The 24,668-nt window shown below is 44.1% G+C and carries 23 protein-coding genes and 1 tRNA gene; 10 read left to right on the top strand and 14 right to left on the bottom strand.

The features are described 5' to 3' along the window. Nucleotides 1-55: 55 nt before the first annotated feature. The 8 genes from MsAg5_RS07095 to MsAg5_RS07060 all read right to left on the bottom strand — a co-directional run bounded on the left by MsAg5_RS07095 (nt 56) and on the right by MsAg5_RS07060 (nt 9,693). Nucleotides 56-1,807, bottom strand: a complete 1,752-nt coding sequence (locus tag MsAg5_RS07095; RefSeq protein WP_338099930.1) for a thiamine pyrophosphate-dependent enzyme — start codon at nt 1,805-1,807, stop codon at nt 56-58. A 216-nt stretch (nt 1,808-2,023) separates the two neighbouring features. Beyond that, nucleotides 2,024-2,485, bottom strand: coding sequence for a hypothetical protein (locus tag MsAg5_RS07090; RefSeq protein ID WP_338099929.1), 462 nt, complete (start codon nt 2,483-2,485; stop codon nt 2,024-2,026). A gap of 132 nt (nt 2,486-2,617) precedes the next feature. Next, a complete protein-coding gene (locus MsAg5_RS07085; protein ID WP_338099928.1) occupies nt 2,618-3,052 on the bottom strand; it encodes a hypothetical protein in 435 nt (144 codons plus the stop codon). Nucleotides 3,053-3,113: 61 nt separating this feature from the next. Further along, nucleotides 3,114-4,916: a dihydropteroate synthase-like protein gene (locus MsAg5_RS07080; RefSeq protein WP_338099927.1), complete on the bottom strand. Its 1,803-nt coding sequence runs from the start codon at nt 4,914-4,916 to the stop codon at nt 3,114-3,116. Nucleotides 4,917-5,174: 258 nt separating this feature from the next. After that, nucleotides 5,175-6,296: a cell division protein FtsZ gene (gene ftsZ / locus MsAg5_RS07075; RefSeq protein ID WP_338099926.1), complete on the bottom strand. Its 1,122-nt coding sequence runs from the start codon at nt 6,294-6,296 to the stop codon at nt 5,175-5,177. Between the two features lie 879 nt (nt 6,297-7,175). Next, nucleotides 7,176-7,742, bottom strand: a complete 567-nt coding sequence (locus tag MsAg5_RS07070) for a 5-formyltetrahydrofolate cyclo-ligase (RefSeq protein ID WP_338099925.1) — start codon at nt 7,740-7,742, stop codon at nt 7,176-7,178. Nucleotides 7,743-7,813: 71 nt separating this feature from the next. Beyond that, nucleotides 7,814-7,896, bottom strand: a tRNA-Leu gene (locus tag MsAg5_RS07065). 621 nt (nt 7,897-8,517) lie between these two features. After that, nucleotides 8,518-9,693 carry a sugar phosphate nucleotidyltransferase gene (locus MsAg5_RS07060; protein WP_338099924.1) on the bottom strand — a complete coding sequence of 392 codons (1,176 nt, stop codon included), beginning with the start codon at nt 9,691-9,693 and terminating at the stop codon, nt 8,518-8,520. A 430-nt stretch (nt 9,694-10,123) separates the two neighbouring features. Between MsAg5_RS07060 and MsAg5_RS07055 the strand changes: the two genes are divergently transcribed. The 4 genes from MsAg5_RS07055 (at nt 10,124) to MsAg5_RS07040 (ending at nt 14,518) form a co-directional block, all read left to right on the top strand. Then, nucleotides 10,124-12,127 carry a hydantoinase/oxoprolinase N-terminal domain-containing protein gene (locus MsAg5_RS07055; RefSeq protein ID WP_338099923.1) on the top strand — a complete coding sequence of 668 codons (2,004 nt, stop codon included), beginning with the start codon at nt 10,124-10,126 and terminating at the stop codon, nt 12,125-12,127. Between the two features lie 246 nt (nt 12,128-12,373). Beyond that, a complete protein-coding gene (locus MsAg5_RS07050; protein ID WP_338099922.1) occupies nt 12,374-12,535 on the top strand; it encodes a zinc finger domain-containing protein in 162 nt (53 codons plus the stop codon). A gap of 48 nt (nt 12,536-12,583) precedes the next feature. After that, a complete protein-coding gene (locus MsAg5_RS07045) occupies nt 12,584-12,853 on the top strand; it encodes an elongation factor 1-beta (RefSeq protein ID WP_338099921.1) in 270 nt (89 codons plus the stop codon). 318 nt (nt 12,854-13,171) lie between these two features. Further along, nucleotides 13,172-14,518: an amidohydrolase family protein gene (locus MsAg5_RS07040; protein ID WP_338099920.1), complete on the top strand. Its 1,347-nt coding sequence runs from the start codon at nt 13,172-13,174 to the stop codon at nt 14,516-14,518. A 940-nt stretch (nt 14,519-15,458) separates the two neighbouring features. Here MsAg5_RS07040 and MsAg5_RS07035 read toward each other — a convergent pair. The 4 genes from MsAg5_RS07035 to radB all read right to left on the bottom strand — a co-directional run bounded on the left by MsAg5_RS07035 (nt 15,459) and on the right by radB (nt 18,208). Further along, nucleotides 15,459-15,632 carry a preprotein translocase subunit Sec61beta gene (locus MsAg5_RS07035; RefSeq protein WP_338099919.1) on the bottom strand — a complete coding sequence of 58 codons (174 nt, stop codon included), beginning with the start codon at nt 15,630-15,632 and terminating at the stop codon, nt 15,459-15,461. A 203-nt stretch (nt 15,633-15,835) separates the two neighbouring features. After that, nucleotides 15,836-16,318 (bottom strand): 5' nucleotidase, NT5C type, encoded by a 483-nt coding sequence (locus MsAg5_RS07030; protein WP_338099918.1) that lies wholly within the window; start codon nt 16,316-16,318, stop codon nt 15,836-15,838. 111 nt (nt 16,319-16,429) lie between these two features. After that, nucleotides 16,430-17,500, bottom strand: a complete 1,071-nt coding sequence (locus tag MsAg5_RS07025) for an S-methyl-5-thioribose-1-phosphate isomerase (protein WP_338099917.1) — start codon at nt 17,498-17,500, stop codon at nt 16,430-16,432. A 12-nt stretch (nt 17,501-17,512) separates the two neighbouring features. After that, complete coding sequence (gene radB, locus MsAg5_RS07020) at nt 17,513-18,208, bottom strand: DNA repair and recombination protein RadB (RefSeq protein ID WP_338099994.1); 696 nt, start codon at nt 18,206-18,208, stop codon at nt 17,513-17,515. Between the two features lie 272 nt (nt 18,209-18,480). Here radB and MsAg5_RS07015 point away from each other — a divergent pair, with 272 nt between their 5' ends. Continuing rightward, nucleotides 18,481-18,720, top strand: coding sequence for a hypothetical protein (locus tag MsAg5_RS07015; protein WP_338099916.1), 240 nt, complete (start codon nt 18,481-18,483; stop codon nt 18,718-18,720). A gap of 111 nt (nt 18,721-18,831) precedes the next feature. On the opposite strand, the gene MsAg5_RS07010 is transcribed toward MsAg5_RS07015, so the two are convergent. Then, the gene (locus MsAg5_RS07010; protein ID WP_338099915.1) at nt 18,832-20,262 is read right to left on the bottom strand and encodes a RecJ family nuclease; all 1,431 of its coding nucleotides are present in this window, start codon (nt 20,260-20,262) and stop codon (nt 18,832-18,834) included. Nucleotides 20,263-20,540: 278 nt separating this feature from the next. Between MsAg5_RS07010 and MsAg5_RS07005 the strand changes: the two genes are divergently transcribed. From MsAg5_RS07005 to MsAg5_RS06985, 5 genes are all read left to right on the top strand, one after another. After that, nucleotides 20,541-21,065 (top strand): STAS-like domain-containing protein, encoded by a 525-nt coding sequence (locus tag MsAg5_RS07005; RefSeq protein ID WP_338099914.1) that lies wholly within the window; start codon nt 20,541-20,543, stop codon nt 21,063-21,065. Beyond that, nucleotides 21,065-21,631, top strand: a complete 567-nt coding sequence (locus tag MsAg5_RS07000; RefSeq protein ID WP_338099913.1) for a hypothetical protein — start codon at nt 21,065-21,067, stop codon at nt 21,629-21,631. Before MsAg5_RS07005 ends, MsAg5_RS07000 begins: the two co-directional genes overlap by 1 nt. 397 nt (nt 21,632-22,028) lie before the next feature. After that, nucleotides 22,029-22,427: a VOC family protein gene (locus MsAg5_RS06995; protein WP_338099912.1), complete on the top strand. Its 399-nt coding sequence runs from the start codon at nt 22,029-22,031 to the stop codon at nt 22,425-22,427. Nucleotides 22,428-22,498: 71 nt separating this feature from the next. Further along, nucleotides 22,499-23,494, top strand: coding sequence for a nucleotidyltransferase domain-containing protein (locus tag MsAg5_RS06990; RefSeq protein ID WP_338099911.1), 996 nt, complete (start codon nt 22,499-22,501; stop codon nt 23,492-23,494). A 299-nt stretch (nt 23,495-23,793) separates the two neighbouring features. After that, complete coding sequence (locus tag MsAg5_RS06985; protein ID WP_338099910.1) at nt 23,794-23,940, top strand: hypothetical protein; 147 nt, start codon at nt 23,794-23,796, stop codon at nt 23,938-23,940. A gap of 455 nt (nt 23,941-24,395) precedes the next feature. Here the strand turns inward: MsAg5_RS06985 and MsAg5_RS06980 are convergent, their stop codons facing one another. Beyond that, nucleotides 24,396-24,638: a MarR family transcriptional regulator gene (locus tag MsAg5_RS06980; RefSeq protein ID WP_338099909.1), complete on the bottom strand. Its 243-nt coding sequence runs from the start codon at nt 24,636-24,638 to the stop codon at nt 24,396-24,398. Between the last annotated feature and the right edge of the window lie 30 nt (nt 24,639-24,668).

Raw genomic sequence — 24,668 nt, 5'->3', positions numbered from 1 at the left:
CGCCGCCCGCCATAAAAAAAGAAAAGAGAATATGAAAAGAAAAAGAAAGCGGAAATTAATCCGCCATCTCAATGAAAATAACCGACAAACCTTCTCTATTGAGTTCTTCCAAGGTTGTTTTCTTGACTTTTTCAAAGAACTCGGGATCTTTGCCGTCGTTCCAGAAGAAAGTGTTAATCGATGACGTTTCCACTTTACCCATCAACAAATGAACGCAGCCGGCGGCGTCCGGAGAACACTGACCGCCCGTCATGGCAGCAACGTTGTTTTTCATGATGAAAATCAGAAGCGACATCTGGCGGTTCAAAGATTCGGACAGGCTCAAAATGCCGGAGTGAGCGAGCGCAAAATCGCCGGTGACAACGATCGATTTTTGATGAACGGCTGCAGTAATGCCGGAGCCGATGCCGATGGATGATCCCAGCGAGACGGCGGCGTCAATGACGGCATACGGCGGAACGGCGCCGTACATCGAACAGCCGATATCTCCGGTGACCGGGATGTTGGTTTTGTCCCGGATGTCAGACAGCATCTCAAAGAAGCCGGGATAAATGCTTTCCTTGCAGAACTCCTTTTTACCGATTTCGCCTTCAAGCGGACGGCGCGGTAAAACGATTTCTTTGGTGACCGTGTCGTGTTGGATGTTGCCGACCGCAAAAAGCATGTCTTCCTGTTCGATTTTTCCGAACGGCAGGTGACCGGTCCGTTTGCCGTAAACATTTCCGAAAATGCGGATTTGATCTTCGATCACCGGCTCCGGCTCCTCAATGACCAGAACGCGTGAAAATTCCGACAGGAAATTCTTGATCTTTTGAACCGGAAGCGGAGAAACCATTTCAACTTTCATTAACACAATGTTTTTGTGAAGCTCAAAAGCCATAAACGCCGATGAGAAACACCACCCGGATGCAATAACACCGATTTGTTCCGACGCCGGCGCCTTTGATTGACGTATCGAGACGGAACGGACCGCTAAAAATTTGTTTTCATATCCCGGTTTGAACGCTTTGCTGCGCTTGCCGGCATTGTAAAGTTCAGAATCGCTTATACAAGAACGGCTGGTCTCTTCTTGAAGAATCGGGTCGTTGAGCAGATGGAACCGCTGGTGCTTTCCCTTCATCTTCAATTCCCAGACGGATTTGTCGTAAAGCGGCGACAACATGGAATTTGAAACAGATCCGGACGAATCGATGTGGCAGGCACAATCACCTTTGTGCTTGTAAGCCAATGTTTCCATCATGGTTTGGTTGAGCGCGTCGGCCGTCACCCGGACAATCACAGGCGCACGGATTTGTTCCGACAGCACGAAACCGCGGCAAATTTGATCGTAAATGTCTTTCGGGTTGCCGCAGTCATAAACCGCCGTTCCCGTCAGATTGCCGAAATACCGAGAATCCTGACAATTTTGAGACGCAATCACGCCCGGGTCGTCGCCGACGACAATCACAAGGCCGGCGCCAATCGTGTGCGTCATTGCCGTCATGAGCGGATCCAGCAAGATATTCAAACCGACGTGTTTCACAATCACAAGAGAGCGGTGACCGGTAAAAGAGGCGCCGAGCGCCCATTCAAAGGCGATTTTTTCGTTGGCGAACCAACCTGATTTGTCCGAAAAATCAGGATCGTCAAAAATCGCGTTCATTAAATTCGTGATCGGGTATCCCGGGACGCCAAAGACGTAGCGAACGCCGCTGTCTTTCGCCGCCGTCATAAATGAAACGATACCCGTAATGGCTTTTGGCGAAGAAGCCGGTGCCGGCACGTTTTCCGGCGAACGGGGAGAATTGAAAGAAGAATTTTGACTCATAAGGGTATAAATAAGGTAAAAGGGTCTATATTTAGTTGATTCAGAAAATATTTATAACAGATAAATATAAAAATAAAAAATGAGTTGGAAGACATTCATCCAAAAGATCTGAAATCAGATGAAAATGAGAAAAATAAAAGAAAATGATGAAAAAAACAAAAAATAATAGAAAACGAAAGATCCAAGAATAGAACAGAAATTTAAAAAGAAAGTGCCTCAGCACTCGCTTTTCTTAATTTGAAGGATATTGGCGTCGATTTCGTTCGGCACGTCCGCCAGGAAAACCAATGTCCGAATGCCGGCTGCTTGCGCCTTTAAAATGATGTCGATGCGTTCGGGGGCGAGTTCTTTGGTGGCGCTTAAAATGCAAAATGCTTTGATTTCACCGGTGTCGACAAAGAAATCAAACCAAACGGCGCCGATTTTCAAAAAGTCGCTCACGGTTTTGAGTTCGTCCCAGCTGTCGCAGAGGTGGATGCCTTTGGCGCCGCCGTTTTGAACATACCAGTCGCGGGTGATGCTCGGATAAGCGGCATGCTGGCGGTTGATGTCGTCGCAAATTTTTTGAATTTTTTCAACATTGTCCGCCACTTTGTAGTATTTCCAACCGTTTTCGTTGAAATACTTCTCCGCTAAAACGGCAAAGATTTGAATTTTGTCTTCTTGATTGAGTTTCATGAAAATCACCGATGAACGATTATAAGAGTAAACGAATGGATTTAAATTAAAACATCCGACAAAATATTAATAGACTTTCCCCAAGATGACCACTGAAATTTATATTAAAGCTGGCGTCATCCATTCTTATACTTAAATAATGCCATATTCCTTTAACATTTTTTGTTCGTCCCCGGCAATCCAGCCAAATATCTGTGGCTTGCCGTCAAGTTCTTGCATGAGATAATGTACTTCAAAGTCAATCGCTATGTTTGGATTGTCGGCCGTGGAATATGTGGCCGTCCAAGCGACATGCGCCACACAATGCAATTTGTCTATAGGTGAAACACTTACCCCACGAACAGTCATTCCTTTTGTTCCGATTTTGCGATATTGTTCATAACCTTGCGCCAAGGTTTGTTCAAATTGAATGTCATTTTTACCGGCCATGACGCCAAGAGGGGAAGCGGCGATAAACTCCTGTGCATACAGGGAAGATATTTCGTTTGTATCTATTTTTCCATCAAGCGATTGTTCAAAAAAATGCGCATATCTATCGAAAAAAGCTTTAATTTTTTCATTTGTCATTTAGAAAATCCCCTCTGACTTTGAATTTCACAATGTTCAAATGCAGGCCTGAACATTTTAGTCACCAAACGTCGTCCTGCGCGTAACTCCGGCCGAGGTTCATCGCAATTTCCGCTTTTTGAAGTTCGCGCCCCAAATATGCGGCATGGCTGAGCTCGGTAATTAATTTTTCTGCAATGATTTTCTCCATCATAAACGCCGAATCGTTGCCGACAATGATTTTTTGCGGGTGAACGGCGACAATAACTTTATCGGTCGGTCTGACGCTGCTGAGTTTTTCAATTTGAACATTAGATTCCGGATCTGCTCCCGCATATTGATGCATAAAGGCCGACAATTCGGAAACATCCACCAGACCGATCAAAAAATTGCCCGCCGGGTCGTTCTTCCAACCCCATTTCGTTCCGGAAACAAATTCCGGATGCAGGTTACCGGTCAAAACAAAACTCGACGCGTTCAATTTTGATCTCGCAAATCCGGACCCCGTTAAATCGGGATGCTCGGTAACGAATTCCAAATTCATATCCGGCCGTCGTCTTTTTTCCTTCAGGTAAAGCAAATCGACGCCTAAATCTTTGGGGGCGGACCGGCGGATTTCGGAAACGCAAACCATCTCGGCGGCGGATTTTAGTTCCGAAACGGAGCCTTTGGTTTTGGCGCTGGCTTCCGGCGTAAACAAGATGGCGGCGCCGCACTCAAAAGCCATCAACGATAACAGCGCGTTCACGCCGGGCGAGTCGGCGTCAATTAATTCGGTGACGTTGCCGGCACCGAAAAGAATTGGGACATCCGGATTTCGGCGGTGAAATTCCGAATAACAAAAAACCGAATCCAAGAAATCATGCCCCGGCGGAGACAGAATCGGATCGGCAATGAGCTTTTCAAGTCCGATGGCTTTGGATTCCAGAATGTTTTGCTCAAGACTTTGAATTTTCAAAGCATTCATTTTCGAAACGTACCCCTTTGTTTCCCCTGGAAATTCGGATTTAAAATCGAACGCTGTTTTTTCAAAAACAGAATCCGGAATCACCACATAGGCGGTTTTTCGAATCAATTCGGAAAGGGATTCAAATGAAGAAGGCATATTTTGGCCGGATTCGGATATTTCAAAATCTGCCTTTCCTTCCGGAACTGATTTCAATTGGCGGATCATTTCCGAATTTAAACTGAGAACCATGTCAGCACCGGCGGAAATTCCGGCCACGACCTGGGAAAAAACGCCTGAATCAATGCTGACCGGAACTGTGGAAACAGATTTGGCAAAAGCAACGGTTTTTTGAACAACGTCGCTGCTTGCATTCAGCGAAAAGCCGAGATCGACGATGTCAGCGCCGTTTGAGATGTAGATTTGAATTGTTTTTTCGAGTTCGTTCAAAGAAAGGTCTTCAACATTCGCGATTTCGCCGAGAACTTTCATTTGAGAGGTGCCGCCGATCTTCAAATTTCCGATTTGAAACGCCGGCGCCGATTTTTGTTCATAAACCGCCAAGATTTCTCGGGCTTCCGCTTTCTTTTGCGCGTCGATAAATTCGCAAGCCGGAATTTCTTTTGAAAATAAAAAACCCGGCGCATCAGCATTTTTTAAGACAGATTTAAAGTCGGCCGCATGTTTGGGACCCAAAAAAACCGGGCATTTCAATTCCGCTTCAGCCCGCTTAAAATCGAATTTTGAGAAGCCGGAAATGAGAACAGCGTCATATTTTTGACCGGCAAAAGGAGAGGAAAAAAAGCCGTCAATGAGTTTTTGAGGCGTGATTAAAGACGCGACCGGCGTCTCTATTTTTAAAATATCCGCGTCAAATCCGGACGCCGCTTTTTGAACATTTTCAAAAGCCAATTGACCGGTGACGATGAGTATTTTCATAAAATTGCCTCTTTTTATTTTGTATTGAGTTAAATGAAAAAACGAATATAAAAACTGATTCAAAGAAAAAATGTGGGAGCTGTTTTTGACGAGTCATAAAAAATGAATGCGATAACGCGCGCGCATGGCCGCAAAAACAAACAAAACAAAAAGCAAAGACAGATACCAAAAATTGAAAATGTGAAATGATTTCAAAAAAAAGAGAAGCTTTGACAGCTTCTCTTGATTTGGAAGTAAACCGTATGACAACACGACAGATTAAATGAAGTCGATGATGTTGTTTCTGGATGTTGAAGCGGAAGCGTTGGCTTCTCTTCTGGCGCTGTAAGATGTGTTGGCGGTGACGCTTTCTGCGGATTTGCCGCCGACTTTTTGCTGAACGCCGGTCATGATGGCCATCACACGGACGCGTCCTTCATATTCGTCTTTAATGCGGGCGCCGATGGTGACTTTTGCTTCGCCGGAAATTTCGTACGTCAATTGTTCGCCGATGTCCATGGCTTCTTGTAAACTGAGGTCCGGGCCGCCGGTGATGTGGATTAAACATCCGGTTGCGCCGCGGTAGTCCACGTCGAGAAGCGGGTGGTTGAGGGCGGCTTTGACGACTTCTTGGCTCTTGCTCTGGCTCTTGGATTCGCCGACGAGCATCACGGCAATACCGCCGCAGCCCATGGTGGCGCGGATGTCGGCATAGTCGAGGTTAATCAAGGAGTATTCGGTGATGGTTTCGGTGATTCCTTTCACGGTTTCAGCGATGAGTTGGTCCATCACGGACAAGGCTTGGTCGATCGGCAAGTTCGGAACGTGCGCGAGGAGTCTTTGGTTGTCCAAGATAACGACGGTGTCGGCGGCTTTTCTCAAAGCTTCGATACCTTCTTGGGCTTTTTGGGAGCGGGATCCTTCCACTTTAAAGGGACTGGAAACCATTCCGATGACGATGGCGCCTTGTTCTTTCGCGACTTCGGCGACGACCGGTGCGACACCGGTACCTGTTCCGCCGCCCATACCGGCTGTGACGAAAACGAGGTCAGCGTCTTTTAAAACAGATTCAAGAGTTCCGCGGGCAAGTTCGGCGGCTTTGCGGCCGATTTCCGGATATCCGCCGGCACCAAGGCCGCGGGTGAGGGTCTTTCCGATCAAGATTTTCTTGTCGGCGCGGGTTCTGTCAAGGTCTTGTTTGTCAGTGTTGATACAAATGGTTTCGGCGTTCTCGACGCCCATGTTGTAAAGACGCTTGATAGTGTTGTTGCCGGCGCCGCCGCAGCCAACGATGACAATCCGGGGTTGGCCGAATTCTTCAAAGTCGTCGCCGTCGGAGCTGACCATGGATTCTTTTTCTTGCTCTGCGTATTTTAAAGCTTGTTGAACGATAGACTGCATGTTTAACCTCTTTGAATCTGGTTGAAATGTCTGTGTGAAAAGTAATGAATTTCAAAGATCGTTTTTAAATGCTAAATCGACACGTGTGCCATGACAGCAGTCAATGATAACATTTGATAGTGTGGCGTAAATGTTAAGGTGTGGCGTTTTTTGTATGACCGGATTTTCGGGAATTTCAACATTTTTCCGAAAAAGTGTCACGCGTTGAGTCAAGCAAATTCAAGCGTCCTATTTTATCAATTTTTAGATGAAATAAGATTTGCTAATCATTTACCATATGTAGGATGTATATAAACAAATGATAGTATATATATATTTTGGACAAATGAGTGACAATCAGGCGGGTCTAAATATCATTTTTGGAATAAATAAATAGAATAATATAATTATATTTTGTTCTAAGAATCATTCAATTTTCTCCAATAGAAATAGTCCGACAGATTCTGAAAAGGAGGAACTATCACCCTCCTATTCGGAGCAAATTTTGTCAGTAAAATACTTGAAAAAATAAGAATATACGACTCATCTATGAAATATTGAATCGTTCAAAAAAAGAGAGAGAATTTACCGGTTCTGCCCTGACTCGGAAAATTCATGAAAAATGCGGAAAATCAGATAAAAATAAAGAAAAAAGAGAAAAATAAATAGAAATTATATTTCGTTAGAATATACACAATTTATAAAACAATAACAAATTAAGAGAATATATCCGTATTTTTAAAATATTCTATATATTTTTTGAAATTAAATGGAATATACATAATAATATCATATGTATATACATGATCAGAAAAACAAACTAAAAAACTAAAAAACTAAAAACAACTAAAAAAAATTAAAATCTAAAAAATAAACAAAAAGAAATAATAAATTGTAAGATTATTTTTTCAAAAAAATCCATTCTTTTTCCGTCAAAACGGAATCCATCCGAATATCCGTATCTTCCGTCGGGATTTTATCTACCAGCTGATCTTCAAAACAGATTCCGACCGCATGCATGTATCCGTTTTTGGACAAATATTTGTCGAAATAACCGACGCCGTACCCCAGCCTGTTGCCGAGGCGGTCAAAACCGATTCCCGGAACGACGAACAAAGTTTTTTTGTCCGGCAAAACCGGAACAAGTTCGGGATCCGACGTATCGGGTTCTAAAATGCCGAAATTGCCTTTTTTAAGGCTGTCCAAATCGGAAATTTTGTAAAAAATCAGTTCATTGCCGACTGTTTTTGGAAGCGCCACCGGCTTGTTTCGCTCAAAGCAATCCTGAAGAAACGGCATCGTATGAACTTCATTTTTGACGTCCGCGTAAGCAAAGACAATCTCCGCTTTTTGAAATAAATCGGAATTCAGCAGAGCGACCGTGATGGGCTTGCTTTTCGCCAAAACATCTGGTCGGCTCATTTTTTCTCTTTTGAGACGCAGTTCGTTCCTGACTTTTTGTTTCATCAAAAACCGCCGTTTAATAAATGAAATTAAAAATAATGGATTAAAGCAATAAATATCAAAAAGAAAAACAATGCGGAGGATGGGATTTGAACCCACGAACGTCTACACGAATAGGCCCTGAACCTATCGCCTTTGGCCACTCGGCTACCTCCGCAGAATGAACAAAACAAAGTGAATCAAACCTAAGTGTCGGATTATTCTTAAAGTTTGCGTAAGACAATGAATTTTTTTCCGATTCAAGCAAACTGAATTGTAACTCTTATACTGATTCGAGCAAACCGGCCCGCAAAATCAGACGCTTTGCGTCTGTATTTTGCGGATTTCCATTGGCAAGATACGTTCTGATTTGTAAATACTGAGTTGCATCTACAGTTTTCTATTTTTTAATTCAGATTGCACCTACGGGTGACTGTTCTGGTTGCACCTTCCGTTTTCTATTTTTAGTTCAGATTGCACCTGCCTGTTCCAACAATACAGATGAATCTTGTTCCAATTATACCCACTGCCACTGTATCCAATCTTAATCATCGGATTCCGATTAAATCAGACGCAATTGCGTCTGATTTAATCGGGATGGTTTGCTTGACATCTATAAAAATAGTGGTCGTGTTTTAAAAAAGCAAAAAGAAAATGTGTCGCGATAACGCGCGCGCAGCTGCCCGCCAAAAAACAAAAAAAGAAAATAGCGACCGAAGGGAGCCGTTCGCGAAGCGAACTTAATAGATTCAGACTCCCACCGCCCTTGAAAAATTCCGAGCAAAGCGAGGAATTTTTTTTAAGACCCATTCACTTGAGAATCATATTTTTCATTCAAAACATCTTCCGTCACGTGCGTATTTTTCGGAATCACCACTTCCGGCCACAATTTGACGCCGGAGTGGATGGTGGTGCCGCCTTCGACTTTAGCGTCCGGGCCGATAATGGTTCCGTTTTCGATGCTGCAATCGGCACCGATTTTGGCGTCAATATCGACAATCGCACCTGAAAGTGTTGTTCTGTCGCCGATTCTCGTGCCGTCAAAAACGTAGGAGGCGAGGATTTTCACGTCGTTTCCGATGGTGCAGTTGGAACCGATCACGGAATACGGACCGACAAGGACGCGTTCGCCGATTTTGGTGTTTTCGCCGATGATGACGGGGCCGACGACGGATGAGTTTTTGCCGATGGAAACGTCCGTTCCGACGCGAATCGGACCGAGAATTTTGCCGCTGGACTCAAATTCGCCTTCAAGAATTGTTTCCGACATGTCGTCAAGCATCCATTTTTGAGCGGCGCGGTAGGCGACGGCGCTGCCGACGTCCGTCCATTTGCCGCGAACCAAAACGCCATTGATCCGATCGTCATTGGCCAGCATTTTGGGGAACAAATCCTTGGCAAAATCGTATTTCTGATCTTTAGGAATTTCATTGAAAATTTCCGGGCTGCACACATAAATACCGGTGCTGGCGAGGTTGCTGAAAATTTCTCCCGGCTTGGGTTTTTCAAAGAAACGCAGAATCCGGTTGTCAATCGCCATGTCCGCAATACCGAATTCGCGCGGGTCGTCAATCGACAGGAGGCCGATCGTGACGAGGGCGTCGTTTTGCTGGTGGAAGCGGTACATTTCCCGCAGGTTGAGCGTCATCACGTGGTCGCCGCCCAGAACGATAAAAGGCTCGTCGCCGATCAATTCCTGCGCGTTCTTGACGCTGCCGGCGGTGCCGAGCTTTGTTTTTTCATAAACGTAATCAATGTGAACGCCGTAAACGCTGCCGTCGCCCAACTCTTTTTCGATTTCGTCGCCCATGTAGCCGAGCGTCAAAATGATGTCGTTAAAGCCTTCGTTGGCCAAATGCTCAATCAAATGAAGAACGGACGGTTTGTTCAAAATCGGAATAGACGGCTTCGGACGCCGGAAAGTTAACGGGCGAAGACGCGTTCCGGTCCCGCCGCACATAATACATGCTTTCATGCCAAAGACAACAGTGTCAATGTTTATAAATTCTTTTTATTTTTCAACCTTTTTTATTATTCAATTAATATTCAATTAATATTCAAATAAGATTCAAATTAAAAAGATTCAATCCGAGCATATAAAATTCAATAAGATTTTACGGAAATTGATCCGAAATTAAATCAAAATCAAGCAAATTAAATAAAAATTAAATAAAAATTAGATAAAATTAAATAAAAATTAAATAAAATTGGTATTGATCGGCATTTCAGAATTCGATTAGAATTCAGCCGCCCGAAAAAAACAAAGACTATTATTATTTTTTAATCGGTTTACTTTATTAGTATTCCATGCATTAAAAGAACAACTTATCGTGAAGATTCATTTCGTTTTTTAAAATAATCAGAATCAACAAACCTTATTTTCTTTTTTTATTGGGGGACTCAAATTGGAAACAAGTTTAAGTTTAGGAATCGATGCCGGCGGCACATACACGGACGCCGCCATCGTCGATTTGGACAGCCGGAGCATTCTCGAATCTGACAAAGCGCTGACAACCTACCCGGATCCGCTCGGCGGCATTTCGGCCGTTCTTGACAAACTCAATCCGGCAAATCTGAAACAAGTCAAACTGCTGTCGGTGTCGACGACGTTTGCCACCAACACCATTCTTGAGAAAAACGGGGCGCCTGTCGCACTCATTCTCGTCGGCACGCAAAAAGTGCCGGAACATTTGAAGGATAACTGCGTGGTCGTGACCGGCGGACACAATTACCTCGGCAAGGAAAACGAAGAATTGGACATGGTCGCCATTGAGGAGTACGTCCTCAAGATGAAAGACTGCGTATCAGCCTTTGCCGTTTCCGCTTTTTACAGCATTTTAAATCCGGACCATGAACTGCGCGTGAAAAAGAGAATCACTGAGCTGACCGGCTACCCGGTCGTCTGCGGACACGAACTCGCCCAGGCACTCGGGGCGTATGAGCGCGGCATCACCGCGTACCTGAATGCGTCATTGCTTCCGATTGCAAAGAAGTTTTTGGATGCAATTCTTTTGGAGACAAAAAACCGCGGCATGGACGTTAAAACCACGATGCTGAAATGTAACGGCGCCGTCGCCATGTTTTCCGAAGTCATGGAAAAACCGGTGGAAACCATCTTCTCAGGACCGGCGGCCAGCGTTCTTGGTGCTGCGTTCTTGTCCGGCAAAGATACGTGTATTGCAATCGACGTCGGCGGAACCAGTACAGATGTGTCGATGATTATTGATCAGATTCCGAAAATTTCGGATTTGGGCGCAACCGTCGGCGGCTGGCGGACAAAAGTCCGGGCCATTCAAATGGAAACGACCGCCATGGGCGGCGACAGCCACATTTGGTTCGGCGCCGAATCCGTTCAAGACGCCCGATTCCGGAACATTAAAATCGGACCAAGGCGCGTCATTCCGCTCTGCCGGGCCGCTGAAATGTTTCCGGAAATTCTGGACACCATTAAAACCCACTGGGTTTCCCACAATCAGTTGCTCAACGAATTTGTCCAGCCGACGACGATGATTATGAAAAGCGGATATTCGCCGTCGAATTTGTCCGCCGAAGAAATGAAAACATATGACAAAATCGGAGACCACCCCCGCTTTTTGGGCGACTTGGCATGGGAGTCGGACTACATACCGTTTGACATGATTGAAAATCTTGTCAACAAGCGGCTGGTTCAAGTGATCGGGCTCACGCCGACCGACATTCTTCACGTGACGGGCGACTACATTGAGTGGAATACGGAAGCTGCCGCAACCGGCGCCAAAATCATGGCGGACCTGCTCAACACCACCAAAGAGGATTTGTGTCAAAATCTCAAAAAGAAATTCGCACGAACCATGGCGCGGGAACTTGTTTACTTTATGGATGACACGTTTTCCAGAGACGAATTGGACGCCTTTTTGGACAAAGAAGCGCAGAAAAATCAATATGAAAAGACGGACACCAACGATGCCGGCAAAAAATTCCTGCGGTTTAAAATCGACATTCCGGTCGTGCTCATCGGCGCGCCCGTGCGCTGTTTCATAAAGGAACTGTCCGAATGTATTGACGCCGAAATCATCGCGCCGGACCATTTTGCCGTCGGAAACGCTGTTGGGTGTTTGGCCGGAAAGCTGGCGAAACGGATGGAAATTCAAATTGAAGTTCAGGCGAAGGAAGACGAATCCGGATACAAAGAAAAAAGTTTCATATTTAATACGACCGAAGGCGAAAAAACATTTTCCGTCAAGCAGGACGCGATTTATTACGCTGAAACCTATTCCAAAAATGATATTCTCAAATACATGAAAGAGAATAAGATTGCAGAGGCGGATGTTGCGTTCAAAACCAAAATCAAAGAACTGATTTCGGACCCAAAACGGCCGCCGGTTCAAATTAACGTGATTGTGGAAGGGTTTGCCGAAAACAAAATTTGAGATCATGGATATGAGGTCGGATATAAAGTCTAAAAAGTCCGAAATTGCGGACGATGTTTGATAAAAACATTTATATTCTTTTGAAGACACTTCAAGACTTCATAAATCCGTCATTTCATGCATAAAAGTTAAATGTAGGTTTGCTGTAAGCAGACTACATTTCATTTTGTCCTATCCTACGGATATTAATCAAACAATTGATGTTTGTTTTTACTTTTATCATAAAATAAAGATTGAGGAATACCTATGAAAAAAACCGATAACTGTAACACCTGTCAAATCAGTCTTGTCGAAGAAGGAAGCGTCCGGTTCCCCTGCCCGAAATGCGGCGAAGCAATCGGAAGATGCCAAGCCTGCCGTGTTCTCGGCAACTTGTACGAATGCCAATGCGGATTCGTCGGCCCGTAACCGATCCATCCGAAAATTAAAATTATAAAACCAAAGAAGGTGAAATATATGAGCGGTGTCGCAGCAACCATTAAAGTTATGCCGGAAAATGTCGAAACAGACCTGAACGCATTGAAACAAAAATTAAGAGAAGTCACCCCGGCCGGAGCCAAGGTCAACGGAGAAATCGTTGAACAACCGATTGCTTTCGGTTTGAAGGCATTGATCGTGACCGTTATCGTCGAAGACGGCGAGGGCGGAACGGAAGGCGTCGAGGCCGCTTATGAAAGCACCCCGGGCGTCGCCGGCATCCAAATTATGGAAATGGACAGACTTTAATTTGAGTTTGATCGTTTCGAAAAAAAGGCAATGTCAAATTGCCTTTTTTTATCTCATTTTTGACATTTGAATTATTTTTAATATGAATGTATTATTCATTTTCATCTCATTCATTTTCATCTCATTCATTTTATTTTCATTCATTTTATTTTCATTCATTTTATTTTCATTCATTTTATTTTCATTTATTTTTTATTTTTCATTCATTTTATTTTTTATTCATTTTTATCGTTCGAAATATTATTAAAATATAGGATTCATAACAAGCATCTATATTTTAGAGATCTATATTTCGATTATTTGTCAGGAGATGGCTTTATGTCTCGTATTCTCATCAAAAATGCACATATTTTAACGATGGACGACAACCGTACGGAAATTCAAAACGGATATGTTGTCATTGAAAACGATTTGATCACAAAGGTCAGCGACGGAAATCCGTCCGGCTTTTTTGACAAAACGATTGACGCTGAGGGAAACATTGTGATGCCCGGCTTGTCCAACACGCACACGCACCTCGGTATGACGCTTCTGCGCGGCTACGCGGACGATATGGTGCTGTCGGATTGGCTTCAAAAAGAGATTTGGCCGGCGGAAGCGGAACTGACCGCCGAGGACGTTTATTGGGGATCCATGCTCGGCTGCCTTGAAATGATCCGTTCCGGAACGACGGCGTTTTGCGACATGTATTTTTTTATGGACGAAACGGCGAAAGCGGTTGAAAAAGCCGGCATCCGGGGCTGTCTTTCGTACGGCATGATCGAACTTTTCGATGAAGAACGCGGCAACAGCGAACTCATCAAAGGCGAGCGGTTGGTCAAAGAATGGCAAGGAAAAGCCAATGGGCGGATTACAACGATGTACGGTCCGCACGCACCGAACACATGCTCCAAAGAATTTATCGCCAGAGCCAAAAAAGCCGCCGAACGCGACGGCGTCGGTGTTCATATTCACGTTCTGGAAACGGAAGACGAACTCAATACGATGAAAAAGAATTACGGCGTCTGTTCGGTTCACCATTTGGATTCCGTCAATTTCTGGAACACAAAAGGCGACGACTTGACGGCCGGCGTCGACGTTTTGGCCGCCCACTGTGTTTGGATGTCGGACGGCGACATCAAGCTTTTCGCTGAAAAAGGCGTCACGGTTTCCCACAACCCGATCAGCAACATGAAATTATCATCCGGCGCCGCGCCGATTCAGAAAATGCTGGACGCGGGCGTCAACGTGGCGCTTGGGACGGATGGCTGCGCCTCGAACAACAATCTCAACATGTTTGAGGAAATGAAAACGGCAGCTCTGCTTCAAAAATTGGTGACAACGGACCCGGAAGCGCTCCCGGCCAAGGCGGTTGTGGAAATGGCGACCCGAAACGGCGCGAAAGTCATTGACAAAAAAACAGGCGCCCTTAAAGCCGGCAACAAAGCCGACCTCATTGTCGTCGACACCAAAAAAGCCAACGCGACGCCGATTTTTGACGCGTATTCCCACCTTGTGTATTCGGCGGCCGGCAGCGACGTCAAAACGATGATCGTGGACGGAAAAATTTTGATGGAAGATTATTTGGTGCTTTCCATGAATGAAAACGAAGTGATCGAAAAATCAAAAGCGTGTGCGATTGGACTCGCGAAGCGCGCAAAAGACAAAAAGGAAGCGAACGGCTAACCGCCGCTTCGATTTTATTTTCGTCTTTTTTCTTTTTGCGCTGCCGGCGCGCGCGTTATTGCGACACATTCTCTTTTGGATTTCAAAAACCATGGGTGGATTTTATATTGTTTTTTTGGGTACGGATCTGTTTTTCGTTTTATTTTTTAATTTGAAATCTTCTTTTTTCATAATCCCAAGCAAACCATCCCGCTTAAACAGGCGCGTATCGCGCCTGTTTAAGCGGATACCGCACGCAATTGGGATTGGAATAGATACTGCAGGTACAGATTGGAACAAGTGAACAACTGTATTGTTAGAAACGGTTGATACGTAACGGTACCAAGTAATAGGTGTATTGTTAGAAATGGCAGGTGCAAAACGGTACCAAGCAATAGGTGTATTGTTAGAAACAGTAGATGCAAAACGGTATCAAGCAACAAGTATATTGTTGGAAACAGTAGGTGCATAACGGTACCAAGTAACAACTGTATTGTTAGAAACAGCGGGTGCATAGCGGTATCAAGTAACAACTGTATTGTTGGAAACGGCAGGTGCAAACTGAAATCTAAAAACAGTCACCTGCAGGTGCAAACTGAAATCTAAAAACAGTCACCTGCAGGTGCAAACTGAAATTTTAAAATAGCAATCTGCAGGTGCAATCCGTACTATAAATTGGAATGTATCTTACTGATGGGAATCCGCAAAATACAGACGCAAAGCGTCTGATTTTGCGGGATGGTTTGCTTGAAATGTTAATAAAATGAAACAAACCTTAGCGACCAAAGGGAGCCATTCGCGCAGCGAACTCAATAGAAACAAACTCCAACCGCCATTGAAAAATTCCGAAGCAAAGCGTAGGAATTTTTGCGCGCATGCTGATCGCTAAGAAAAAATGAAAACAAAATAGAACAACGGAACAAAAATAAAAAAAGAAGAGAACGGATAATAAATTATCCGGTTATTTAAGCGGCCAGGTGCCGTAGAAGTAAGAAATTGCCAAAATAACGAGCGCAATGACAATACCTGCAATTAAAACATATTGCGGTTTGATGGTGATTGATTTTTTGTCCGCGTCGTAGTATCTCATGAGTCCTGCGGAGGACTGAAGACCGTTTCCTTTACCTTTTGCCATAATGACCTTTCCTGATATAATTTAAAATGAAAATTGCAATAGAGTTACTCCATACAGTCTGTTCTTATATAAACGTTTAGACAATTGGGATCAAATTTCCTGCAAATTCAATATAAACCTTGTTCAACGAATCCATTTTTCGAACCAAATATTCAAATTCCACCGATTTAAATCCTACCGATTTTATTTTCCCTGATTTTTGATTATTTCCGGTCCAGTAAATATTTGAGGACGGTTTCCCAATCCGGAAACTTTTCCGACCCATACTGAATCCATTCGCCTTCAAATTCGGCGGCGCCGTTTTTGCTCCGGTCGTCCACCAAGAAATCGCCTTTGTTCAGGTTTTTGTGATGCGACAGAATCAATCGTTTATAGGCGCCGTCACCGAGCCACTTTTTAACCCAAAGAAGTTTGTCCGACCAGGCGGTTTCGTTTTCCCAAGGCGCTGTGGACAGAATGTAGACGTCGAAATGATCGCAAAGGACGTTAAAACTGTCAACGGCACCGGACATTGGCCTTGGGAGCATGAAAATTCCAGGAATTTCATCATAGGTCGACGAAATTCCGGCAGCCGGATTCCCTTTTCTTTTTTGCCGGGTTTCCTCATCCAGCTGCTCAATCGCTGATTCGAGATCGACAAGAACGTTGTCCATGTCGATGTAAAGGATTTTCTTCATTTCAGACATTTTCAACGCACTCCGTCACTTTTGTTTTTTATTAATTTTACATTTTATTAATTTCGTTTTTTTATTAAATCTATTATTTTATTAAATCTGTTTTTTGTCAATTTGAGTGTTTTAATCAATAATGATTTCTTCAATCAAAATCGGCGGGCAGAATACGCCTTTTTCGGTAATCAACGCCGATACGTTTTCCATCGGCGTCATGTCAAACGCCGGATTTTTAATGGAAACACCAAGCGGCGCATTTAATTCTTTGGCTTTACCGATGTAGCGGATTTCGTCTTCGGAGCGCATTTCAATCGGAACGGCTTCGTCAAAACCGGCGGCGTCAAACGTGGAAACCGGTGCTGCCACATAAAACGGAATGTTGTGTTCTTTGGCGAGGACGGACAGGGAATAGGTTCCGATTTTGTTAAAAACAGCGCCCTGGGTAATCCGGTCGGCGCCGACAATCACTTTCGTAATCGAGCCGTTGGCCATGAAAAAGCCGGCGGCGGAATCGGTAATCAAGTGAACCGGAATTTTGTCTTCCATCAGCTCCCAACAGGTGATGCGGCTGCCTTGGTTGAGCGGCCGGGTTTCGCAGGAAACGACTGAAATCTTTTTGCCGTCGGCAACGGCGGACCGGATAACGCCAAGCGCCGTTCCCCAGTCGACGCATGCCATTTTGCCGGCGTTGCAGTGCGTCAAAACAACGTCACCGTCTTTGAGAAGCTTGGCGCCGTGCTTTCCGATCTTTTTGTTCAGTTCAACATCCTCGTCCGCCATCTTTTTGGCTTCGTGAAGGGCGATATCGCGCACCAATTTCGGGTCATAGCCTTCTTCTTCCGCAATAGCCAAAACACGGTCGACACCCCATGATAAATTAATCGCCGTCGGCCGGGTTTTTTTAATCGTTTCTCCGGCAACGTTCATGTCTTTGAGAAGACCTTCCACCGTACCGGCGCTGCTGAGCGTCGCCGAAAGCGCAACCGCATACGCCCCGCACACGCCGAGCGCCGGCGCGCCCCGGATTCTTAAGTTTAAAATCGCTTCGCAAACGTCCGCGATTGTTTTGCATTTGATGATTTTGTATTCGGCCGGAAGAAGCGTTTGGTCGACCATTAAAATGGAAGAATCAGAATCGTCCCAGTCGATTGTCCGGCTCATTTTCGAGCCGGCGGATGCATTTTTATCTTGTTTCATAGAATCACTTTTTTACCTTAATCCTTCAGATGTAATCGTAAATTCGCATTTTTCGCCTTCGGGCCGGCACCGGTGTTTGACAATTTTCGCCGTCCGGAGTCCGGCGCCCGCGCGTTCCAATTGAATAATCGTTTTGGAAATGTGTTCAAGCGCCTTGCCGCCGATCGGGCGGACCGGCGCGTTGCCGTTTCCGTTGCCGCCGGAACGGTAATCTGAAGCCGCGTTGACGTCGCTGAACACTTGATTCGTAATCAGTACGGCGACGCCGGATTTTCGCGCCATCCCCTGCAAAAACCCGATTTGATTGGACAGTTCGCGCCGGCTTTGAATGCTTGAACTGTCGTCGTCGAGTTCAAACCGGTAAAACGACGTCGCCGAATCGACGACAATCAGCCCGACGTTTTCCCCGAGAATCTTTTCAACTTCACAAATGGCGGTGTACTGTTCGTCAAAGCTCATGGGTTCGTAAATGAGAATGTTTTGCGCGACTTCTTTGGAGCGCTCGCCGGCGATTTGAGAAAAACGGTCCAAAGAAAGCCCTTCCGTATCGATATAAATCACTTTTTTGCCGGATTTGGAACACTCAATCGCGGCTTGAAGGCACAGATTGGTTTTGCCTGAGCCGGGCTCCCCGTACACTTGCGTGACAATACCGCATTCGATGCCGCCGCCGAGTAACTGATCAATCGGCAGGCAGCCGGTCGGAATAAAAGAGCCTATGTTGACACCTCAAAATGATAATTGTTGTTGAAATTTAAATTGGAGTTGAATTGTAAATGAATTGTAATTGAAATTATAATTTGAGAACTGATATCCGGTAATTGATAAATGGTTTTAGTCCAATATTATGTTGTTGAATTTAAATTTGATCTGACGAATTATATCTGTTCTCGATAGAAATAATTTCTTAATATATAATTAAATTTTAATAATTTTAGGATACGGCAAAGCCTATATAGTTCAAACGATTTGTTTTCGTCATGGCAAATCCAATTTTAGCAGCAATATTTTCATTTTTCATTCCCGGCCTCGGGCAATTCTATGACGGACAGTTCCTTCGTGGCGCAATGATTTTTATCGGAATTATTATTTACGGAATATTGGCCGGGACCGTTGGCGCCATTCTGGTTTGGACCGTCATTGTTCCGATTCTGTTGAGCATTTTCGGCCTTTTAATCTGGATCTGGAATATTTACGACGCCTACCAATTGGCAAAATAAATTCCATTTCTTTTTTTATTTCTTTTTCGTTTCTATTTTTTATTTTTGACTTCTTTCCGCTTTGTTTTTTTATTTATTTCAGATTTTGATCTGTTTTCGGCGCGATGTATCTCAGCCGTTGCTTCTTCCGCTCAGTTGGTTTCCGATATAAATATCCAGCCGCGCGATGAATTCGTCGACTTTTTCGGGCGGAATCGTTCCGCCGGCTGCAATATCGTGACCGCCGCCGGTGCCGCCGACCATTTCCGTGACTTCCGACATCGCCTTTGACAAATTCATGCCCCGGCGAATCAGGTCCTGCGTTCCCCGGGAGGAAATCTTGATGCCGTCTTCGGAATCGGCCAAACCGATCATCGGTTTATTCCGGCTGACGCCTTCGATGGACGACGACATGCCGGCAATGATGCCGACGATTGTTTCTTTGATTTCGGATCCGGAATAGAAATATTGAATATTTTCAAGTTGACAGATGCCGTTTTCACGGACAAAGTTGAGACCGTTCACGAGATTTTTGCGGTGCTCAATCAATAAGTTTCCGGCGTCGGCGAGAGCGTCTCCCCGGTCACCCATACAAACGGCGACGCCGGTTTCCGCCCGGTCGTAACGGCCGGTTGCGTTGAGAAGCGTTGAAAATTCGGAGGCGTCGCGCATTTCCGTTCCTTCTTTTTCGGACAGAAGCGTGTAACATTCCCGGACAATTTCGCCGGCGCGCTGAGATGAAAGTCCCCGGTCGCTGCAATATTTGATCAGAGCGGTGATGATTTTTTTGCGCTCGTCGAAATCAAGTTCAATCCACAACTTGGCGCCGTCGAGCTGATTGTAGCCGACGCCTGCGTTTTGAAGAAAACGGATGCAAGCTTCTTCGTCGCCGGTGAGTCCCGGTAAATACGGTTCGGACGAGTATTGTAAAATCCGGTAAATCGGCCGCGTTTGTTTTCCGAAAAGCCCCAAATCGGGACCGTAACTGACAACGCCGGCAGCGACGCCGCGGTCCAAAATTTCCTTGTTGAGCCCGACCAGTTTACCATGTTTTCGGTTTTGCATGTCGCCAATCGCGCCCACAATCGCCAGGTCCGCCAAATCGGCATTGTCGCCCAGAGCGCAGGCCAGAATGTAGGACACACCTGATCCGCTGATTTCAAAGCCGCCGTTGGCGCCAAACAAGTGCGGGTTGATGTGGTACGGAAACGTGGCGGAATCCCGAGAAACGTTTTCTTCCCGGCCGTTTGGGTGGTGGTGGTCGGCAACGATGGCGTTCATGTTGTTGTCCACCATAAAATCAATCAGCGAACTGCCGAGGTCGGTAAAAACCAAAAGCGGATGGTTTTCTGAAAGCAGCCGGACCATCACGCGTTCGTCCAGTTTTTTGACAAATTCGTGCGTGTACGCAATTCCGGCGCGTTCAAAACATTTTCCCATAATTCCGGCGGATGTGATACCGTCGGCGTCGATGTGCGACACCAGATGCACTTGCCCTTGTTTTTGAATTTCCGCCGCGCAAAGTTTGGCGCGCGCCTCCATTTGTTGATAAGTTTCCGACATTTTTGATCCTTTTTGATGTCATTTCCAATAATTTGTTTCCTGAAATGTGTTTCTGATTTAAAAAGATAATTAAAAACTTCGATAAACAATAGAATGAGATTGAATAATATTGAATTTGAATAAAAATGAATTTTATTATAACATTAAAAGAATCGAGTGACTTTAAATTTTTGATTTTCATTGATTTTGTATTTATATTTTCTCTTTTTGAAAATTTCATTAAGGTTATATACGACAGCGTATTTTTTCGTTTTACACAAATTGATGGAGGAAATGAAATGGCAAAAATGAAATCAGTGGATTCCGTGAAGAAAGAAAAGAGAACAAAAAATTCAAAGACAAATACGGTAACAAAGGCAGTAAAAACCGGAAACAAGCATCAAATTCAAAAAGAAACGATTTCAAAGAAATCTAGAACCATTGCCGCCAAAAAAAGAATGGAATCCGTCACCATCAAAGCCAAGGATTTCATTTCAATATGTTTTGGCGGAGAGGACGCCGATATTTTAAAAGCGGAACTTGATCAGGCTTTGGAAAAATATGACAAGGTCACTGTTGATTTTTCCGAACTCGGTCATTTCACAACATGTTTTTTTGACCTGGTGTTTACGGGCCGTTTGGAGCAAATGCCGGTTGAGGAATATGACGCGCGGATTTTTGTGACAAATCTGTCAGAGATCGGAAAGGGTGCTTACAGGATGGCTTACGAAGGTGCGGTTGAATACATTAGCCTGACGCCGAAACAGCAGGAAGAACGGGATCAAATTTGGGAAAAAGTTTTTGAAGAAATGGGGTGGATTTAATGATCATTCCGATTTCAGAATCGTTAACCGTTGATCCGAATGAAGTATACTTCATTGATGCCAACGTTCTTTTGTTTATTCATTTGAACGATAAAAAAAGAAATCAAAAAACAAACAAGAAGATTGTTTATTCACGGTTTGTGGAATATCTTCAAGAAAATGGAAATTCCATATTTGTTTCAACACTGAATTTACAAGAGGTTTTGCATGTTGTTGAAAAAATTGAATTTGATCAATATCATCAAATAAATCCGAAAACAAAATTCAAACAATACCGCCAAAACAAATACGAAAGGCATAAGTTAAAACAAAAACTAGATGAAATCCTTAATCAAATCACTCAATCCTATTCCATTGAAGATGATTCTATCACCAAAGAAGATGTTGAATCTTTCGTTTCCGATTTTGAGAGGCACCTTTACGACCCGATGGATTTCTTTACCGTTCATTTAAGATGTCAGCCGAATAGCAAGTTCAATTATATCACAGACGATTCCGATTTTAAAAACAATAACTTGTTTCAAACAAGTTCTTTGATCAATTTATACACATGCACAGCTGTCTAAAAAGAAATGAAATCAGAAAACGAATCAAAAACAGACAAAAAAGAGAATCGGATTCAATATGAATCCGATTTTTTAAATTTAAAGATTATTTTTTCTTCAACAGATTCATTCCAATCACAGCCAGCGTTCCGATGATCAGAACAAAGAAAACAGCAGCGACGATGATCGTGAATAAACTGTGTGCGCCTTGATCTATGTATGACAAAATAAAAACAAGGATGAAGAGTACTAATAATGACAAAACCAGTAATTTATAAAAGTTTGAATTTAAACGTGCCATTTTGCTTTTTCCATTTGTTTGTGAATGAGGGTAAATTGTATCAATAAATTATTTTAAGAATTCTCTCTGAACTTTTATATAATTCATCTGTTTTAAAAGGTATCGGGAGAATTTTCCATGACTTCAAATCCAAAAATCACGTCCTTCCTCACCTTTGCAGGTAATGCCGAAGACGCCATGAACTTTTACGTTTCCGCTTTTTCCGGAAAAATCATTTCCATCACGCATGTTCCCAAAGACGGCCACGGAGACGAAGGAAAAGTTCTCCACGGCGCTTTTGAAATCTTCGGCCAACAATTCATGGCGATGGATATGCAGCAAGAATACGCTGTGCCGTTTTCCTGGGCGACGTCGTTTTACATCGACTGCGCCACGGAAGCCGAATTCGATCTTATATTTGAAACATTCTCCGACGGCGGCAGTGTTATGATGGGGCCGGAGCCGGTTTTGGAGATGCGCAAAGTCGCTTGGGTGACCGACAAATACGGCGTTACATGGCAGCCGGTCTGGAAATGATTGGAAATTTCATTTCCAATCATTTCCGACGGCTCCCATACTTTTAAAAACTTAAACGCCTAACCGGAATCATGGTTTCAAAGAATTCTTCAAATTTTTCAGATCCGGTTTTGCGTGATTTTTTCATCACCAAAAGCGGACTCATTTTTTCCGTTCCCGATTATTTTCATCCCCAAGAGGGAATCCGTTCCATTTTGCGTTACGTTCCGGATCCGGCGGGCGACCGCGTTCTGCGCGGGACAAATGTGCGCTACCGAAAAGCCGGATTTGAGGAATCTTTCGACATCATCAAAAAGCAAAATCCGGCTTGGGTGAAAGATGTTATTGTCGTTCCGAGGGAAGAAATCGAACACGTATTAAAGCCGAACGACGTTGTTTGCGACATTTTGTCCGGAAAAATTCAAAATCCGGCGGCTCTTGAAATTATTCGCCGAATGGAAAACTTTGTTCCGGTATCGGCGATGGGCATTTCCGGATCCGTTTTGGCCGGACTGGATAATGAAAATTCAGACATCGACTTTTTGGTTTACGGAACCGAGTGGGAAAAAGCAAGAACAGCATTGAATCAAATGAAAAAATCAGGATTCAACTCAAACGACTTGGCCATCACGGAACTCGACGACGCCATGTGGCAGACCGTTTATGAGAAACGAAAGTCGCCGCTGTCGTTTGAGGAATTTTTCGCCCATGAAATCCGAAAAGGCAACCGCGGCATGATTCACATGCCGGACAAAAATGTTTACTTCGATTTACTTTTTGCCCGGTCGCCGGAACAAATTACAGTGGCGCCAAAACGCGGCATCGATACCGAAAAGATTGAAATCGAAGCAGTGGTCACAAATGCGGATTTTGCTTTTGACAGTCCGGCGATCTACGAAATTGATCATCCGGAAATTTTAGAAATTTTCAGTTACACGCACACTTATGCCGGACAAGCACATGTTGGAGAAAAGATCCGGGCACGCGGTTTGGTCGAAGTCATCGGAAAAAAAAAGCGTTTGGTCATTGGAACAAAACGGGAAATTCAAGACGAATGGATGGTTTCTTTGACGCTGATTGAAAAATAAATGATTATTTTCAATTTCAAGAAACTTGACCCGCAAATATTATCCGATTTAAGAAAACTACCCGCAAATATTTCTTCAAATCCGAGCAAGCCGCCCCGCAAAATCAGACGCCTTTGGCGTCTGTATTTTGCGGAATCCGATCTGCAGATACATTCCAATTCACAGCACGGATTGCACCTACTGTTGACTGTTTTTAAATTCCAATTGTACCAACAGTTAACTATTTTTAAATTTCAGATTGCACCTACAGTTGACTATTTTCAAATTTCAGATTGCACCTACAGTTTACTGTTTTTAGATTGCAGTTTACACCGACCGTTTCCAACAATACAGTTACTTCTTGTTCCAATCTGCACCTGCTGTTTACGATTCTGATTGCACCTACCGTTGCTGTTTTCCAATTCCATTTCATCGGATTCCGAGAAAATCAAACGCAAAGCGTTTGATTTTTCGGGAGGGCTTGCTTGACATCATTTAATTTGTGGACTTATTTTTCCGCGACTGAGGGGAGCCGTTCGCGAAGCGAACTTACAGGAACGCCTCCAACCGCCCTTGAAAAATTCCGAGCGAAGCGACGGAATTTTTGCGTTAGATTTTTCGGGAGGGCTTGCTTGACATCATTTAATTTGTGGACTTATTTTTCCGCGACCGAAGGGAGCTGTTCGCGCAGCGAACTTACAAAAACAGTCTCTCACCGCCCTTGAAAAATTCCGAGCGAAGCGACGGAATTTTTCGGTTGATTTTTCGGGAGGGCTTGCATGACATCTTCAAAAAAGTGCCCATCGGCTTTCCAAAAACGCAAAAAGAAAAAGTGTCGCCATAACGCGCGCGCATGCCGCTCGCCAAAAAATCAAAAAAGAGAAAAAATAAAAGAAAAGAATAAAAAAGAAAGGAAAAAGGATCAGACGGAATGAATAAAATTCATAACCGCTTTGCCTTCCGGCGTCAAATCGTATTTGTCATCCGTTTTCGCAATGAGTCCGTTTTCTTCCATTTCTGAAATGACTTTGTCCATCGTCGCCGGAATGCACCGGAGCGTCTTGGCGATTCTTTTGGAATCCATCGCGCCTTTCGAGTTTAAAATTTCAAGAACGTTTTTTCTCATTTTATTTCCGTTTACAAAACCGGCAATTTCTTCCATCATATCCCTCAGTGTGTTTTTATTTCTTTCAAT

This window comes from Methanolapillus africanus (assembly GCF_032714475.1).
GTDB lineage: Archaea > Halobacteriota > Methanosarcinia > Methanosarcinales > Methanosarcinaceae > Methanolapillus > Methanolapillus africanus.
Note: the sequence above shows the minus strand (reverse complement) of the source record. Positions and strands in the feature narration are given on the sequence as shown.

Coding starts and splice junctions, on each gene's coding strand:
- MsAg5_RS07095 (WP_338099930.1), bottom strand. CDS start 1,807: ATGAGTCAAAATTCTTCTTTCAATTCTCCCCGTTCGCCGGAAAACGTG.
- MsAg5_RS07090 (WP_338099929.1), bottom strand. CDS start 2,485: ATGAAACTCAATCAAGAAGACAAAATTCAAATCTTTGCCGTTTTAGCG.
- MsAg5_RS07085 (WP_338099928.1), bottom strand. CDS start 3,052: ATGACAAATGAAAAAATTAAAGCTTTTTTCGATAGATATGCGCATTTT.
- MsAg5_RS07080 (WP_338099927.1), bottom strand. CDS start 4,916: ATGAAAATACTCATCGTCACCGGTCAATTGGCTTTTGAAAATGTTCAA.
- ftsZ (WP_338099926.1), bottom strand. CDS start 6,296: ATGCAGTCTATCGTTCAACAAGCTTTAAAATACGCAGAGCAAGAAAAA.
- MsAg5_RS07070 (WP_338099925.1), bottom strand. CDS start 7,742: ATGAAACAAAAAGTCAGGAACGAACTGCGTCTCAAAAGAGAAAAAATG.
- MsAg5_RS07060 (WP_338099924.1), bottom strand. CDS start 9,693: ATGAAAGCATGTATTATGTGCGGCGGGACCGGAACGCGTCTTCGCCCG.
- MsAg5_RS07050 (WP_338099922.1), top strand. CDS start 12,374: ATGAAAAAAACCGATAACTGTAACACCTGTCAAATCAGTCTTGTCGAA.
- MsAg5_RS07045 (WP_338099921.1), top strand. CDS start 12,584: ATGAGCGGTGTCGCAGCAACCATTAAAGTTATGCCGGAAAATGTCGAA.
- MsAg5_RS07040 (WP_338099920.1), top strand. CDS start 13,172: ATGTCTCGTATTCTCATCAAAAATGCACATATTTTAACGATGGACGAC.
- MsAg5_RS07035 (WP_338099919.1), bottom strand. CDS start 15,632: ATGGCAAAAGGTAAAGGAAACGGTCTTCAGTCCTCCGCAGGACTCATG.
- MsAg5_RS07030 (WP_338099918.1), bottom strand. CDS start 16,318: ATGTCTGAAATGAAGAAAATCCTTTACATCGACATGGACAACGTTCTT.
- MsAg5_RS07025 (WP_338099917.1), bottom strand. CDS start 17,500: ATGAAACAAGATAAAAATGCATCCGCCGGCTCGAAAATGAGCCGGACA.
- MsAg5_RS07015 (WP_338099916.1), top strand. CDS start 18,481: ATGGCAAATCCAATTTTAGCAGCAATATTTTCATTTTTCATTCCCGGC.
- MsAg5_RS07010 (WP_338099915.1), bottom strand. CDS start 20,262: ATGTCGGAAACTTATCAACAAATGGAGGCGCGCGCCAAACTTTGCGCG.
- MsAg5_RS07005 (WP_338099914.1), top strand. CDS start 20,541: ATGGCAAAAATGAAATCAGTGGATTCCGTGAAGAAAGAAAAGAGAACA.
- MsAg5_RS07000 (WP_338099913.1), top strand. CDS start 21,065: ATGATCATTCCGATTTCAGAATCGTTAACCGTTGATCCGAATGAAGTA.
- MsAg5_RS06995 (WP_338099912.1), top strand. CDS start 22,029: ATGACTTCAAATCCAAAAATCACGTCCTTCCTCACCTTTGCAGGTAAT.
- MsAg5_RS06990 (WP_338099911.1), top strand. CDS start 22,499: ATGGTTTCAAAGAATTCTTCAAATTTTTCAGATCCGGTTTTGCGTGAT.
- MsAg5_RS06980 (WP_338099909.1), bottom strand. CDS start 24,638: ATGATGGAAGAAATTGCCGGTTTTGTAAACGGAAATAAAATGAGAAAA.